This is a genomic window from Vagococcus acidifermentans, assembly GCF_003987655.1.
GTDB classification, from domain to species: Bacteria; Bacillota; Bacilli; order Lactobacillales; family Vagococcaceae; genus Vagococcus_B; species Vagococcus_B acidifermentans.
Map to the genome: position 1 here is coordinate 184196 of NZ_NGKC01000002.1, position 15260 is coordinate 199455.

The 15260-nt window shown below is 45.9% G+C and carries 13 protein-coding genes; 11 read left to right on the forward strand and 2 right to left on the reverse strand.

The features are described from left to right. Window positions 1–12 precede the first annotated feature (12 nt). Together CBF27_RS03050 and CBF27_RS03055 are read right to left on the reverse strand one after the other, a co-directional pair. The gene (locus CBF27_RS03050; protein WP_170174987.1) at window positions 13–2721 is read right to left on the reverse strand and encodes a YhgE/Pip domain-containing protein; all 2709 of its coding nucleotides are present in this window, start codon (window positions 2719–2721) and stop codon (window positions 13–15) included. Window positions 2722–2758: 37 nt separating this feature from the next. Then, window positions 2759–3229: an RrF2 family transcriptional regulator gene (locus CBF27_RS03055; protein WP_126812301.1), complete on the reverse strand. Its 471-nt coding sequence runs from the start codon at window positions 3227–3229 to the stop codon at window positions 2759–2761. 275 nt (window positions 3230–3504) lie between these two features. Between CBF27_RS03055 and CBF27_RS03060 the strand changes: the two genes are divergently transcribed. The 11 genes from CBF27_RS03060 to gcvT all read left to right on the forward strand — a co-directional run bounded on the left by CBF27_RS03060 (window position 3505) and on the right by gcvT (window position 15252). Next, the gene (locus CBF27_RS03060) at window positions 3505–4221 is read left to right on the forward strand and encodes an ABC transporter ATP-binding protein (RefSeq protein ID WP_126812303.1); all 717 of its coding nucleotides are present in this window, start codon (window positions 3505–3507) and stop codon (window positions 4219–4221) included. Next, on the forward strand, window positions 4218–5825 hold the full coding sequence (locus CBF27_RS03065) for a hypothetical protein (RefSeq protein WP_126812305.1): 1608 nt from the start codon (window positions 4218–4220) through the stop codon (window positions 5823–5825). Before CBF27_RS03060 ends, CBF27_RS03065 begins: the two co-directional genes overlap by 4 nt. A 413-nt stretch (window positions 5826–6238) precedes the next feature. Continuing rightward, on the forward strand, window positions 6239–7201 hold the full coding sequence (locus CBF27_RS03070; RefSeq protein WP_126812307.1) for a glycine betaine ABC transporter substrate-binding protein: 963 nt from the start codon (window positions 6239–6241) through the stop codon (window positions 7199–7201). A gap of 74 nt (window positions 7202–7275) precedes the next feature. Further along, complete coding sequence (locus tag CBF27_RS03075) at window positions 7276–8451, forward strand: ABC transporter permease (RefSeq protein ID WP_126812310.1); 1176 nt, start codon at window positions 7276–7278, stop codon at window positions 8449–8451. Then, window positions 8448–9410: an ABC transporter ATP-binding protein gene (locus CBF27_RS03080; RefSeq protein WP_126812312.1), complete on the forward strand. Its 963-nt coding sequence runs from the start codon at window positions 8448–8450 to the stop codon at window positions 9408–9410. The genes CBF27_RS03075 and CBF27_RS03080 overlap by 4 nt, the downstream gene beginning before the upstream one ends. Next, window positions 9385–10119, forward strand: a complete 735-nt coding sequence (locus tag CBF27_RS03085; protein ID WP_126812314.1) for an ABC transporter permease — start codon at window positions 9385–9387, stop codon at window positions 10117–10119. Before CBF27_RS03080 ends, CBF27_RS03085 begins: the two co-directional genes overlap by 26 nt. Before the next feature lie 46 nt (window positions 10120–10165). Continuing rightward, complete coding sequence (locus CBF27_RS03090; protein ID WP_245985936.1) at window positions 10166–11425, forward strand: rhodanese-like domain-containing protein; 1260 nt, start codon at window positions 10166–10168, stop codon at window positions 11423–11425. Further along, window positions 11422–12090 carry a 5-methyltetrahydropteroyltriglutamate--homocysteine methyltransferase gene (locus CBF27_RS03095; protein ID WP_126812318.1) on the forward strand — a complete coding sequence of 223 codons (669 nt, stop codon included), beginning with the start codon at window positions 11422–11424 and terminating at the stop codon, window positions 12088–12090. Before CBF27_RS03090 ends, CBF27_RS03095 begins: the two co-directional genes overlap by 4 nt. Window positions 12091–12294: 204 nt before the next feature. Beyond that, entirely contained in the window at window positions 12295–12609 is a 315-nt protein-coding gene (locus tag CBF27_RS03100) for a uroporphyrinogen decarboxylase/cobalamine-independent methonine synthase family protein (protein ID WP_342774784.1), read from the forward strand. Between the two features lie 99 nt (window positions 12610–12708). Then, the gene (rlmN, locus tag CBF27_RS03105) at window positions 12709–13776 is read left to right on the forward strand and encodes a dual-specificity RNA methyltransferase RlmN (protein WP_126812322.1); all 1068 of its coding nucleotides are present in this window, start codon (window positions 12709–12711) and stop codon (window positions 13774–13776) included. A 390-nt stretch (window positions 13777–14166) separates the two neighbouring features. After that, the gene (gene gcvT, locus CBF27_RS03110) at window positions 14167–15252 is read left to right on the forward strand and encodes a glycine cleavage system aminomethyltransferase GcvT (protein WP_126812324.1); all 1086 of its coding nucleotides are present in this window, start codon (window positions 14167–14169) and stop codon (window positions 15250–15252) included. Window positions 15253–15260 lie beyond the last annotated feature (8 nt).

Sequence of the window (15260 nt, forward strand, 5' to 3'; positions counted from 1 at the left end):
TGTCCCCTTTTTTTAGTGCAGCAAATGCCCTTCTTTTAACTGCTGATTCAAGCGTTTCATGCTGTCTTTGACCCGCGGCAGCAGCACGTATCCCGCGGCGGTAAAGGCAAAGGCGAATAAACATAGAATGCCAATATCATAGGCAGCATTAGGCCAGTAAATACCGCCGGTGGATTCTCTAAGCAAGTTGACGGCATAGGTAAACGGCAACAGCGGATGTATCAGCTGAAAGAACGGGCCGGACATCTCAATCGGGAAATTTCCGCCGCCGCCGGAAATCGACAAGACTAGTATGATGACAGCTATCCCTTTACCGAGATTGCCGAATAGGGCAACGAGGATGTAAACAAGTGTCATGAATACCAGCCCCACCAAGACGGCAAACAACACACTCCAAACGGGGTTGACCACATATGTTTTCAATAGCCACATGTTGCCGAGACTTACGATGAGCGCTTGACAGAATGCAACTGTCAGAAAAGTCAACATTCTGGCAAAAAACTGCGCTCTCGGACCGAATGTCTGTCGGTCTTTTTTGTCCAGATAAACATCCGTGGTTGCAATACTGGAAAACAAGACAGCCCCCACCCATAAACACAGTGCAGTATAAAACGGCGCACTGGCCGAGCCGTAATTGGGCACTGGATAGACTGCATGCTGTTTGAGGACAACAGGTTCCGCCAGAAAGTCGCTTTCTTCGACGGCGTCTTTTTTCAATAAAGCAATCAAGCTGCCTAAATCCACATCTTGTTCGCCTTTTCTGACGAGGTTGGCGGCCTGATGCAGACCGTTTTTGACGTCGGGCCAGTCATTGTCGATAAAGGCTGTGGTCCATGTCAAGGCTTCTTCGATTTGCGGCATTTTGTCATTGAGCGTATCCATTGTTCCAATCAGATCCCGCTTGACATCAGGCCAGTCCTTTGCAAAAAAGTCCGCGCCCAAAGCAAGTTTTTCCCTTAGCTGCGGGTAATCTTTTTGATAAAGCGAAACGCCTTTGTTGATACCGGCGGTAATCAGGACCATGTTGTCATTCAGCATCACGTTGGCATCATGGATTTCCTGTTTGATCAGCGGCAGCTCGTCTTGATACGTTTTAAAGAAAGCGAGCGCCTGCTGAATCACATCGCTGGTGTTCTGTAACAGCTGGTCCAGCGAATTTATGAGATGTTTGTCGTCGATTGTTCCCGTGATACGGCCGGCACTATCCAGAAGCACTGCGACGTCTTCCAACAACAGCGACACATGCTGCTCCAGCTGCGGGACATTGATGTTTGCCAATGCCTGGTTCAGCCGGCTGGCATTATTATAAATGTCCTGCAACTTTTGCGTGATGTCGGCATGCGACAAGTGGTCAAGGTGCTCCTGCAAATCGCCGGCTTTTTCCTGAACCGCCCGTACCAGTGCCTGAACATCGTTCAAACGGTCAATCACTGGTTGCAGATTTTGATTTCCGGCCAACTGCTGCAAATCAGACAAGGTAGCAATCAAGGCGGTCAGAGCGGCATCTTGACGGGCTGCTTTCTCACGTAGAGCTTGCAGCAGTTGCCGGACTTTTTCTTTGTCGTCAGCGGTCCACTGGTTGTTGTCGAGAAAAGCCAGCAGTGTCTCTGCTGTTCTTGACACATCTTCAGTCATGACGATGACGACTTGCAGGCTGGTGGCGACACCTGAAGAAATTTGCGGCAATGCGTCTTGTATCTTGCCGACATCCGTTTGAATCACTGGCAGCGTCTGATTTGCCTGATCGACAAAACGGCTGACTTCCGGCAGTATGTCCTGCGTTTCTTTGATGAGTACCAAGCCGTTTTCTGCCTGCGTGACAGCCAGGGACAGAGCGTTTGCGATGTCGTCGAACTCCTCATCAACCAATTTCAGCTGCCGGCCGGCATTTTCTATTTCCGGGATTTTTCCTTGCAGCGAGACAATCATCTGGCCAGCTTGTGCGATTTTATCTTGCTTTTCATTAAGTGTGATTATTTTTTGACCCAGGGCATCGACTTGCGGCAAGTAGCTTGTCAATCCTTGTGCTTGCGCGAGTTTCGCTTTATATTCCGGCAATTTAGCGTTAAGTGCCGTTATTTCTTTAGTATAGTTGTCGATATCATCCAAATGTTCATCTACATACAGTAGTTTGTCAGCTATTTTGTTAATGGTAACCAAGTGGGTATCGATGTCATAGCCCGCTTGATTCATCACCTTGAAAACAGTTTGACTGACAGTATCAATAAATTCTGTACTGATGGTTGATTGAATAGTCGCCGCCCCTTTATCAGTGATTTTCGGAGCGATGGCATTGATTTTTTCATTGACGGAATAGTCGATTTCCGGCTTTTTAATGTCACCTGTCGCAAAACTGAGGAGATTGGCTGAAAAATCCGCCGGCATCACGATGCCCGCATAAAACTTCCCGCTTTTCACTCCTTTGTCCAATTCTTTTCTGGAAGAAACAAACTGCCAGTCCAACGTATCATTTTTCCGTAAATTAGCTATGATTGTTTCCCCGATATTGACATTTTTCCCAAGGATGTCAGCAGTCCGGTCTTCAGAAAAAACCGCTACTTTGATATCTTTGGTGTTGGCGTACGGGTCCCAAAGGGCGGCGATATTGAACCACGCATACAGTGACGGCAATATCATCAGCGCCAAAACCAGCAAGCACGTCAGCTTATTTTGAAACACTCTTTTCCAGTCTTGTCGGTACAATTCAACGACCTGTTTCACATTCATCATTCCTTAATTAGTCAATTTATTCCAAGTATTATTCACAGTTCCAATCGTGCTGCGGCAGTTCGGGTTCTTCAGAAAATACATCCCGCATGATTTCATCAAGGGACACATTTTTTAAATAGTGGACCCAGCGCTCGTCCGCCCGTGCAAAATAACTGGCGATGATTTGGTGTCCTTCACGGGCTTTTGTATTGAATCCGGCAAAAGCCTGGGACAAGACGTCGTGTCCGGAAAATGAATCGAACTCGCCTTCAATAGCGGCTGTCACTTCGTACAATGAAATATCAGTTAACGGACGTTTGATAAAAAAACCGCCTTTAAGTCCTGTGACACCTTCAATGATATTAGCGACTACCAGCTTGCGCAGCAATTTTTGCACATAGCTTTTGGAAACATTGAGCTTTTGGTAAATGGCATCGGAAGATAAATATACATCTGATTTTTGCGTTGCCAGCATTGCCATGACTGCCACTGCTTGTTCTGTCGCATGTGTCAGCTTCATACGGCAATCAACTCCTTTATGTCTTGATTTATTATCGACTTTATTTATCCATAATACGAAAATTTATTATAGACTTTTTTTGTCGATAATGCAACTGGCTGGATTTTTTCAATTTATTTGTACGGATAAGGTCGTATTGACATTTGAAAATAGTCAGGATAAACTTTAATTGTTATCAAAGTCTAGTGAAAAAACGGCTGGGGTTGCCGTTGGAGACGTGTTCGTTATTAGGAGATAGTGATACAGATATTTAATCTGTTATTTTAGGAGGAATTATGGAGCTGATTATTAAAGATTTGGTCAAGCAGTTCGGAAATAAAAAAATTTTTGACGCTGCATCATTTACGTTTGAGAAAGGACGGATTTACGGCTTGCTGGGGCGCAACGGTTCCGGCAAAACGACGCTGTTCAATTGTATCGCCAAAGATTTGGCATATGAGTCGGGCAGCATCATGCTGCAGGATAATGCTGCCCCACGGGATTATCAGGATACTGAAGTCGGCTTGGTCCATGCCTCGCCGCGGATTCCTGATTTTATGACCGGTTATGAGTTTATCAAGTTTTTTATTGATATGAACCGTGACCAGATGAATAATGTCCGGACACCGGACGCGTATTTGGCAAAAGTGGGTATTGCCAAAGAAGACCGTCACCGTCTGCTGCGTGACTATTCGCACGGAATGCAGAATAAAGTCCAAATGATTGCAACGATGATGATTCAACCGCCTGTTCTGCTGCTGGATGAGCCGCTGACTTCTTTTGATGTGGTTGCTGCCCATGAGATGAAAGAATTGATTTTATCGATGAAGTCTGACTCAATCGTTATTTTTTCAACACACATTTTACAGTTGGCACAAGACTTGTGTGATGAAATCGTACTGCTGCATGACAAGCAATTGACAAGCATTCCTTCAGAAAAAATCAAAGAGCCGGGCTTTGAAGAAGCCATCGTCGCTGCTTTATCAGATAAAAAAGGCGGTGACCCGCAATGATTCAGGCGGTCAAGTCTGCTTTTTCGATGTATTGGCTGTTTCAAAAATATTCGCTCCGCCTCTTTTTAAACGGCTTGTTTTACTATCTCACCCGGATTCCATTCATTGGAAAATTCGTGCCGCTGTCTATGCTGGTGGGCGACTACCGGCTAAAGGACGTCTTGTTTTATTTTCTTTTGGCCGGGAAAATCGTATTAAAAATTATGTTTAAATTCCTTTGGCTGTTCTTGTGTTACTTTGCAGCGGGAAAAGCCAGTTTCTTTTCCGGAGAAAGAGGCATAGTTTCTTTTATTATCTGGGTCTTGTGTGTTGTCTTTACAGGCAATTTCAATGAAGGCCTCTACTACAGCATCGACACAAAACAGTATCATTTTATGAGCAATTTTCATGTGACCGGCCATTTTTTTTCGCGTGACTATCACCTGCTGGAATCAGCATCTGATTTAGTTGCTTATGTGCCTGCCTTTCTTGTGTTTATCTTTTTTTTCAACTGGCCGGTTTGGTCGTTGCCTCTCGCTGCCGTTCTCTATTTGGGGATGGTTTCTTGGGGATTGTATGTCAATCGCAAGTGCTATGAGGTGCGCTGGTCATTTTTATTGAAGGGAAGCAGTTCCATCGGCATGCTGCTAGCGGCAGTTGGGCTTGGTTATCTGCTGCTGGTTGCGAAAGAAACGACCAGTATCATGGTACTGGCAGGGTTGATTGCTGCTTTCCTCTTATCGGGCGTTGGCGCGTATCTGTTATTTGCGTATGCTCATGAAGAAGAGTTTGTCAGAAAGTTAAAACATGCGTCAACTAAAGCGGCAGCTACGGTTGAGAAGGCGAAAACCCAAAAATATTTTAGCGACGGACTCAGCATGCATAAAAAAATGACGATCAGCGAAAACACCTACGATCACCTGCGAGGCAGCGGATATTTGAATGCGCTGCTGTTCAGCCGATACCGCAAAACGCTGGTCAAAGGAGCGGGTATTCGTGTCGGGACCGTGTTGATTGTCGGACTGATTATACTGATTGTCAGCTTATTTATCCCGTTTGACGCGGATTTTGAAAAAAGTTTGACAAATATGCTCCCGTCAATGTTTTTCTTCTTGTATCTCATATCGTTAGGGAAAAAAATCGTACAGACATTGTTTATCAGTTGTGATTCATCCATGTTGTCGTATCCATTTTATCGTGAGAAGGAAGCCATCTTGAAAGGATTCTTTTACCGCTTTTACAAAATACTGCTGTACAATGGTTTGACAACATTGACCGTGCTGTTAATGGTCTTGTTGATTAATGCGGTGAATCAGTTTATACTTTCCTGGCAGTTTATCGGCACATTTACTTTGCTGATTATCAGTTTGACAATTCTTTTTTCGTTTCACGAACTATTTGTCTACTATATGCTTCAGCCTTTTACGAGTAAACTGGAAGTTGCTAATCCGATTTATAAAATCGTTGATGGCCTGTTCTACTTGTTTGCTTATCTTAACATGCAAATCAATACAGCCAGTCTAACGTATGCACTGATTATTTCTGGTGTCGCTTTATGCTATTTTATTGTCGGCATATTGATTATCCGCCGGTTCGCTCCTAAAACGTTTGTCTACAAAGGGTAACTTGTTACAATTTGGCACAGCCGATTCCTTAAACAGAATCGGCTTTTTTTATGCTCTTAAAACAAAATAGTGTTAATAAAATAACTGAAAACACCTTCGTAAACACTGTTTTTAGCCTTAGTTGCGTTGTAAAGTGTGACTTTCTACTATATAATAATTAAATGACAAATCTTTTGGAGGTGAGAATCATGTTAGTGGCAAGGCAGTGATCATGAGCAACAGATAAACTTAGAGTTTCTAAGGAAAGGGCACACATGATTTTCGCTTCCGTGTTTTCAATCTATGTGGATTGATATAATGCGGACTGTTTATCAATGACATTAGAAAACTCCTAAGTTTTTTTAGCCATGATTGGTTTAATTCATTAAAAAAACAAAGCGAACGACTATTGTTGTTCAGTAACGGAGGAAAACATGAAGAAAATTTCTAGAAGATTTATACCACTTGTGACAGTTGCAGCTATCATCTTTTTAATAGGCACGCTTTCGGGTTGTTCTAAAAAAAGCAATGATAAAAAGGCTGAAGAAACAAAAGAGATTCGTTTAGCAACGATGACGGATGAAGAAGGAAGAATACTTGGGGAAATGATGCGGATGGTGCTTGAGGACCACGGCTACAAAGTGGATTCCAAGGTCGGCACGTTCAATAATACCACGTTGGTCCGTCAATCGATTGAACAGGATCAGGCGGATCTTTCATTGGACTACACCGGGCGCGGCATGTTCTTTGACAAGGAAGTCGACATTAAAAATTATCAATCCGACTTGGAAACGGCTTTTGAAGCTACTAAGAAAGCTGATGAAAAAAACGGCATCATCTGGCTGACCTATGCACCCTATAACAACACGGACGGTATCGTAGTCGCCAAAGAGTGGGCGGACAAAAACGATGTCCACACTTTTGAGGAGTTTGCCAAGTTTGTCAATGACGGCGGTGATATGAAGCTGGCAGTCAATGGTGAAAACGCGTATGTTACTACGGCGGAGACGTGTCTGCCGGGCTGGGAAAAGACTTACGGTTTTAAATTATCCGAGTCGCAGCTTGTTGTCGGGGTCAATGATGCACAGTCGATGGCTTCTGAGGGAACAGACGGCGTGGTGGCAGCTCATGCATATACCACAGCCGGCACGTTGGAAACACTTGGACTTGAAGTGATCGAGGACACGCAGATGGTGTCGCCGGTTTACAGTCCGGCACCAATCGTTTCCAAAAAAGCGCTTGACAAATATCCTGAGCTGGCAGAGGTGTTTCAACCGCTGTTTGAAACAATCGACGGAGAAACGATTCGTCATTTGAATAAACTGCTGTCAAGCGACGGCATCAGCGAAACTAAAATCGCCGAAGATTATTTAAAAGAACACAGCTTGGTTAAATAACGGGAAATTAGCTAACTAAAGTACTCTCAGACGCGTTGTTAGTTTTGAGAGTACTTTTTAAGGAGAGATAATGTTTGAAAAAACATCTGGATTTAGCCAATTATTTTTTGATTATCGTGCAGGTCGTGCTGTTGTTCACGACCCATTTCATGTTTATTGCCGAATCAAGAATCGGTGCCAAAGTCGGGTTGACACCGGCTGAGGTGTTCGGATCGTTGTATAAATGGTATGTCATGCTTGTGGTGCTACAAGCGGGATTGGTCTTGCTGAAAAGGGATAATCAGTGGTTGAATTACCTGACGGCTTTGTGGAGCAGTTTGCTGATAGGGATAGTTGTTACGGCTGCCGGGCGGTATGCGGCGGCGGTTGCAGCTTCCGGCGATACTTCGCGGGTGTCGCTCAGTATCGGTGCTTACGCCAGTATGATTGTTTCCTATCTGATAATTGTGAAGTGTAACGAACAGTATACAGGTTCGTTAAAAAAGATGAGTGTCGTTCTGGTAAGTGTGTTCATGATTGCGGCGGGTTTTCTGCTGGGCAAGCTGGACCACTTGTCCATCGTCATTGAATACCTGAACCGCAAAGAGCAATTTTTTGTTGAATTAAAAAATCATGTTCAGATTTCTTTTTCCGTCGTCTTTTGGGGGACGCTGATCGGCGTGCCTCTGGGCTGGGTTGCTTACAATAAAAAACGGCTGGGAGAGATCATCATCAATTTGCTGAATATCGTGGAATCACTGCCGGCTCTGGCATTGATTTCGCTGCTGATGTTTCCGCTGGCTTTCTTGAATAATCACGTGCCTCTGGCCAACAGACTGGGGATTACCGGTATCGGCTTGCCGCCTGTTTTTATTGCGCTTCTTTGTTATTCTCTTTATCAAATTGTCAATAGTACCGTCGGTGCCCTTGAGGTGGTTGACAGAAGACTGATTGAAGTTGCAAAAGGGATGGGCATGACGCCCCGGCAAATCTTTTTTAAGATTGAGCTGCCGCTTATTTTTCCGGTTGTGATATCGGGTATCAAAGTGTCGCTGGTGTCGACCATTTTGGGTGTTACGATTGGCGCTTATGCCGGTTTTGGCGGCTTGGGCATGTTTATTTTGCAAGGTGTGACAGGATTTGCTGTGGACATCGTGTTGTTAGTGACTATCCCGATCATGGTCATGATTTTTCTGTCCGACGCCTGTCTTGAGGGGCTGGTAAAAATCGTTGATAAAGTGAGAAAATCCAGAGGAATGGTGAAACTATGATTCGTTTAGACAATGTTGTCAAAACATTTGATGAAAAAGTGGCCGTTGACCATATGACAATCAGCATCCAGACAGGTGAATTATGTGTGCTGCTGGGACAATCCGGTTGCGGCAAGTCAACGACTTTGCGGATGATTAACCGTTTAATCGATCCGACACAGGGGAAAATAGAAATTGACGGGCAAGACGTCATGGATTATAAATTGGAAGAACTTCGGCGGAAAATCGGCTATGTTGTGCAAAGTACAGGGCTGTTTCCCCATATGAATGTCCGGGAAAACATTTCAATTGTTCCCAGACTGTTAAAAAAGAAAGAAGATTGGATTTTGGACCGCGTGATTCATTTGATTGACATGGTCGGACTGAGTCCTGAACAGTATATCAATAAGTATCCTGATGAATTATCGGGAGGAGAGGCGCAAAGAATCGGTGTTGCCCGGGCGCTTGCGGCAGACCCCAATATCATCTTGATGGACGAGCCGTTCGGGGCAGTCGACCCGATCAACCGGAAAAATCTTCAAGATGAATTTCTGAAGCTGCAAAGGGAACTGAAGAAAACCGTTGTGTTCGTCACCCATGACATCGAAGAAGCATTGAAAATGGGCGATAAAATCGCCATTATGTCAAAAGGGAAACTGGAAGCGTTCGGTGCGCCGGAAGAGGTTGTTTTGTCGGATAACCCATTTGTCCAAACATTTTTAGGGCAAGAAGCAACCTTGAAAGTACTAACAAGGTATACGGCAGCGGCTTACATGACACAAGCTGACCGGACGGATTATCACGCATATGCGTCTCACAGCGACGATCTAAAGGATATATTGGGGCTTATGCTGAAAGAAAATGTCACGACAGTTTCTGTTGTCGATGAGACAGGTGCTATTGCCGGCAGCATCGATTTTTCAACCATATCACAGGTAATGGAGAGAAGAAACAATGAGCAGAATTCGCATGGATCGTAATCTCAAGGTGACCGTGCTGCTGATAGCGGTGTTGCTGGCATTTGTTTTCGGGTATAGTCGCATCGAGAGCTGGATTTATGAGCATTTCGCGGCTAATGTCGGACAAGTTGCCTCATACAGCCTGCCCAAGCTGACCTTCGAGTTTTTCCGTGTCAGTATCACTGCATCGGTGCTTTCGATTGCCACGGGCATGCTCTTAGGCATTTTCGCACACAGCAGCATCGGCCGGTCATTTAAAACCATTATTCAAAAGTTGGCGATGATCGGGCAGACAATCCCCGTATTGGCACTGCTGCTGTTTGCCGTCACCATTTTCGGTGTCGGTATGAAGGCGGCATTAGTGGCTTTGGTGGTTCAAAGTGCTTTGCCGGTCATATTCGGCACGATTTCCGGCTTGGACAGTGTGCCGCATAACTTTATTGAAATTGCTCATGGGCTGGGTTACTCGAAAGCGCAGACCATGTTCAAGGTACAGCTGCCTTTGGCCAAACCGGTCATTCTTTCAGGCATTCGTATCGGGACTATTATCTGTATCAGCGCAGCCACGCTGGCCTTCAGCGCCGGAGCCGGCGGTCTGGGTCTGCTGATTCAAACCGGCATTGCGACATATAATATGGTGTTTGTGTTTGAAGGGACGGTCCCGATTGTGCTGATTGCGATTATCGCTGACCGTTTGCTGAGAAGAGCTGAAAAAAAGGCGAGCTTTTAACGATCGGCTGGCCTGTTAGAAAATTGGAGTGGTGAGTTTGAAAAAAGTGGATGCGGCATTTGTCCGAGAGGCGCTTGGCAATGATGTGCCAGTCATTGATGCACGGAGTAATTGTGCTTATATCGGCTGGCAAGTCGACGGCGCTGTATCCCGGGGACATATCCCGCAGGCAACTGATTTTTCTGCCGATTGGCTGAGGTATTTGCAAGAAGCTATTTTGAGCAAAAGGGAAAAAGAACGGCGGACAGAGATGCTGAAAACAAGGCTGGCAGAGAAATCGTTCGCCCCTGACAGTCCGTTGATTATTTATGATTCAAATGGAGAAGACGCGGCAATCGTTGCCAGCTATTTGAAGGCCAACGGTTTGACTGAGTTATACTATTTTGATTTGAATGACTGGGACGGTCCGTTGGCAACCTGCCCCCGCTACGATAAACTGGTGCCGCCGGAATGGGTCAACGCATTGATTGATAAGCGGCTTCCGGTCAACAAAGTATTTTCAGATATCAAAATTTTTGAATGCAACTGGGGCAGAGAAAGCATTACCTTTATGGGAAGTCATATTCCGGGTGCTATTCATATCGACACGGATGAATTTGAAGAGGCACCTGCTTGGACTCATGTGTCGACTGACAAATTACACGACTTTTTATCGCTCAACGGGATAAAAAAAGACACGTTCACAGTCCTCTATTCCACAGGAGACCAGGGGGCGGAATACAAGACAGCCATTTTGCTGGCAGCTTTGGGAGTTGAACATGTGGTTGTCCTGAATGGCGGCTATACTGCCTGGCGGATGAAAGGACTGCCGACGGAGCGGGGCGTCTCTGTAAAGCCAAATTCAGGGACAGACATTACGCCGGCAGAGATGGCTGTCGACCAGCGGCTGGTCAATCTTCAACAGGCAAAACAGATACTCAGCGGCGAGCGGGACGGCCAGCTTGTCGATATTCGCGAGTGGCTGGAGTACAGCGGCCAAGTCAGTGGTTACGACTATATTCCCAAGGCCGGCCGGATTCCCGGGGCTGTCTATGGTGACAGCTGGCTGGCGTATAAAAATGTGGATGATACGATGCGCAACCTCAGAGAGGTGCAGTCAATCTGGCAAAAATGCCGCATCGACCCGGAGCGGCCCATGGCTTTTTTCTGCGGAAGCGCCGGCTGGGGTGCCGCAATGGTGGAATATTTCGGTAATGTTTCTGGCATATCGCATCTATCGGTTTTTGAAGGCGGCTGGTGTGAATGGCAGCTGGATGAATCCAATCCGACTGACACGGAAATTCTTGAACAGAGGTGGTTTGAATGAGTGATAATTATATGCCTTTCTCAACGGCATTGATGGGCAGTTTGCCGAGATCAGCGGAAGTGCTGACGGCTAAAGCCTTATTAAAAGAAGGTAAGATCACGCACAAAACGTACAATCAGGTGATACGTGACGAAACGAAAAAAGTTGTCGACATGCAGGAGGCAGCAGGTATTGACATCATCACGAACGGCGAGCTAGACCGCGACAATTATATTTCTTATACTGCACAAAAAGTCTCCGGCATCCGGACAATGACGAACGACGAGGTCATGGATTATTCACCGGAGGATGTCAAAGAAAAATACCGACAAAGCTTAAAAGAAAGAGATGCGGCCGACGCCAATATCAATAATCCAATCGCAATCGGTAAAATCGATACTGATGCAGAACTGAATCAAGATGAAATCGATTTGCTCAGGGAGTTGACTGACAAGCCGTTAAAGACGACGCTGCCCAGTCCTTATTTGTTGACCCGGTCTGTGTGGCTGACCGGTGTCAGTGACCGCTATTACAGCAGCAGAAACAGTTTGGGGAAAGACATTACCCGGCTGATATGCAATGAAGTCAAGAGGCTGATCAAGCGCGGTGTCGCAACGATTCAAATAGACGACCCGGTGTTGACACAAATCGTGTTTTCGGATGATGAAGACCAGACTTTTTACTGAGGGCGCCTTTCTGAACGCGTCAAGTTTGACGAAGAATTAACGTTTGCCTATGATTTAATCAAACCGGTTTTTGACATCATCAGAGAAAGTGAGACTATCGGCGCTCTACATGTCTGCCGCGGCAATTACACGAGGGATGAAAGCGGGCTGCTGTCCGGCTCCTACGCACAGTTGTCCGACTTTTTCTCAGTCGTCCGGCCGGACATGCTCAACTTGGAATTTTCGACACCAAGGGCCGGAAAAATCGCCGATTTATTTAAAAACGAACAGATTGCATCGGACATCAGGCTGGGCTTGGGCGTGATTGATACCAAGTCCGATAAAATAGAGTCGCCGGAAGACATCGTGAAACGTGTGGAAGAAGTGCTGGCATTTCTGCCGCCGGAACGCATTTGGCTCAACCCTGACTGCGGCTTTGCAACGTTTGAATCCCGTCCCATGAGCAGCATGGACATTATTCAAGAAAAAATAAAATCAATGACTGCCGCCGCCCGGATGTTAAGGGCAAAATATCAGTAAGCCGTACTGAGGCAGGTGGAATGATTGGCTTGAAAAGAAGAACGTTCTGCGGTATAGTTGAGAACGGACAAATCGGAGCAGATGAAAAGAGGAACTATTGTGAGTAAACAATCAATATACGGGATGACGTTATCAGAACTGGAAACATGGTTTTTAGATAATGGCGAGAAAAAATTCCGTGCGCTTCAAGTCTGGGACTGGCTGTACCGCAAACGCGTAAGTGCATTTGAAGAGATGAGCAATGTCTCCAAACCACTGATTGACAAACTGTCTGAAACGTTCGAACTGACGCCGCTGAAGCAGCAGGTAGTTCAGGAATCAGCAGACGGTACTGTCAAATATCTGTTTGAATTGGCAGACAAACACATGATAGAGACTGTGCTGATGCGCCATCCGTATGGGCTGTCTGTTTGTGTGACCACGCAAGTCGGCTGCAGCATCGGCTGTACGTTTTGCGCCAGCGGTCTTTTGACCAAACAGCGTGACTTGACGGCAGGCGAAATCGTAGCGCAAATCATGCAGGTCCAGCACTATTTGGATGAGCGGGGAAAAGACGAGCGGGTCAGCCACGTCGTTGTGATGGGTATCGGCGAACCGTTCGACAACTATGATAATGTCATGGCATTTCTGCATATCATCAATGATGCCAAAGGGCTGGCAATCGGCGCACGGCATATCACCGTTTCAACTAGCGGTTTAGTTCCGCAAATCAGAAAATTTGCAGAGAACGGTCTGCAAGTCAACTTAGCCATTTCTTTGCACGCGCCAAATAATGACGTCAGGTCGTCCATCATGAAAATCAACCGCTATTACCCGATTGAGAAGTTGATGGCGGCGGTGGATGATTATTTGCAAAAAACAAACCGGCGCATCACATTTGAGTACATTATGCTGTCGCATGTGAACGACCGGCCGGAACATGCCGAAGAGCTGGCTGATTTGATGCGGGATAAAAAGAAACTGGTGTACATCAATTTGATTCCGTACAATCCCGTTGGCGAACATGACCACTATCAGCGAAGCAGCAAAGAAGACATCCTTGCATTTTATGATGTTTTGAAGAAAAACGGCATCAATTGCGTCATACGCCAAGAGCACGGGACTGATATCGATGCGGCTTGCGGGCAGTTGCGCAGCAAACAAATGAAACTGTCGGGAAAAAAATAATAAAAGACAATCTGTGAATGACCTGCGTCTTCATAGATTGTTTTTTTATTAAATGCCGGAATAGTTTGAATTTTTTGAAATAAACCGCTAAAGTAGTACTAAGGATATTGCCGGTCGTCATGTGTCAGGCTGTCGTGCTGATTTGCCGGCCTGTTGTCCGATTATCGCCGGTTTTAAACCATTATTACCTGATTTAGTCTTTTGCGGCGGCTTTGCCGATTTTTCCCTTGGCTGAAACCGCCGAGTTAGACAGAGAAGCTTGCAGCGAGTGTAGAAAAGCAGCGGCTTTTTTTATAAAAAATTGCCAAAAGCTTGTTTTTTTGTGAAATAAAAAGTAGTATTTAAGAGAAGGAAGGAAACGTTTTACATAATAGGAGGTCGATGAAAAAAATGGACAAAAAAACAGCCCTTTATGACAAACATCTGGAACTGGGCGGTAAGATAGTGCCTTTCGGCGGTTTTTTGCTGCCCGTTCAGTATGCCGGCGGCGGACTTGTCAATGAACACTTGATTGTCAGAAAAGCAGTCGGACTGTTTGATGTATCCCATATGGGAGAAGTGTTTTTTGAAGGCGAGCACGCGCTGGCGCACGTGCAAAAATTATTCACAAACGATTTTTCAACCATGAAAGACGGACAAATCCGCTACACACTCATGTGTCATGAGGACGGCGGTATTGTGGATGACATGATTGTCTACAAATTCAATGATCAAAAGTTTATGGCCGTCGTCAATGCGGGAAATCATGACAAAGATGTTGACTGGATGGCGGACCAGCTGGGAGGAGCCGACCAGTTCATCGACCGTTCCGATGATATCGGGCTTTTGGCGCTGCAAGGGCCGAAGTCCAAAGAAGTGCTGAAAAAATTAATACCTGAAACAGACATCCCTGAAAAGTATTACACATTCAAAGAGCATGTTGCCATTGACGGGATGCCGATTCTTTTGTCTCAGACCGGCTATACCGGCGAGCACGGGTACGAACTGTACACCGACGCAGCAGATGTCGGGCGCATTTGGGACTTGCTGCTTGAGGCCGGTGCGGAATTCGGCATCTTGCCTTGCGGACTCGGTGCCCGTGACACGCTGCGTTTGGAAGCTGGCATGCCGCTTTACGGCCATGAAATGACCGACAGCATCACGCCGTTCGAGGCCGGATTGAAATTTGCGGTGAAATTAAAGAAAGATGACTTCATCGGCAAGGCTGCACTGGCAGCCAAAACAGAGCCTGAGACAGTCCGTGTAGGGTTAAAAGTGACCGGTAGGGGCATCATCCGTGAAGATGCAAAACTTTATGTCGGTGATGAAGAAGTAGGTTACAGCACATCCGGCACTCATGCACCGTATCTTGGCTATGCCATTGCAATGGGGATGGTTGCCAAGGACTATTCCGAAATCGGGACCGCACTTGAAGCTGAAGTAAGGGGACGCAGAATACCTGCGGAGATTGTGGCACTCCCTTTCTATAAAAAATAGTTTTAGGA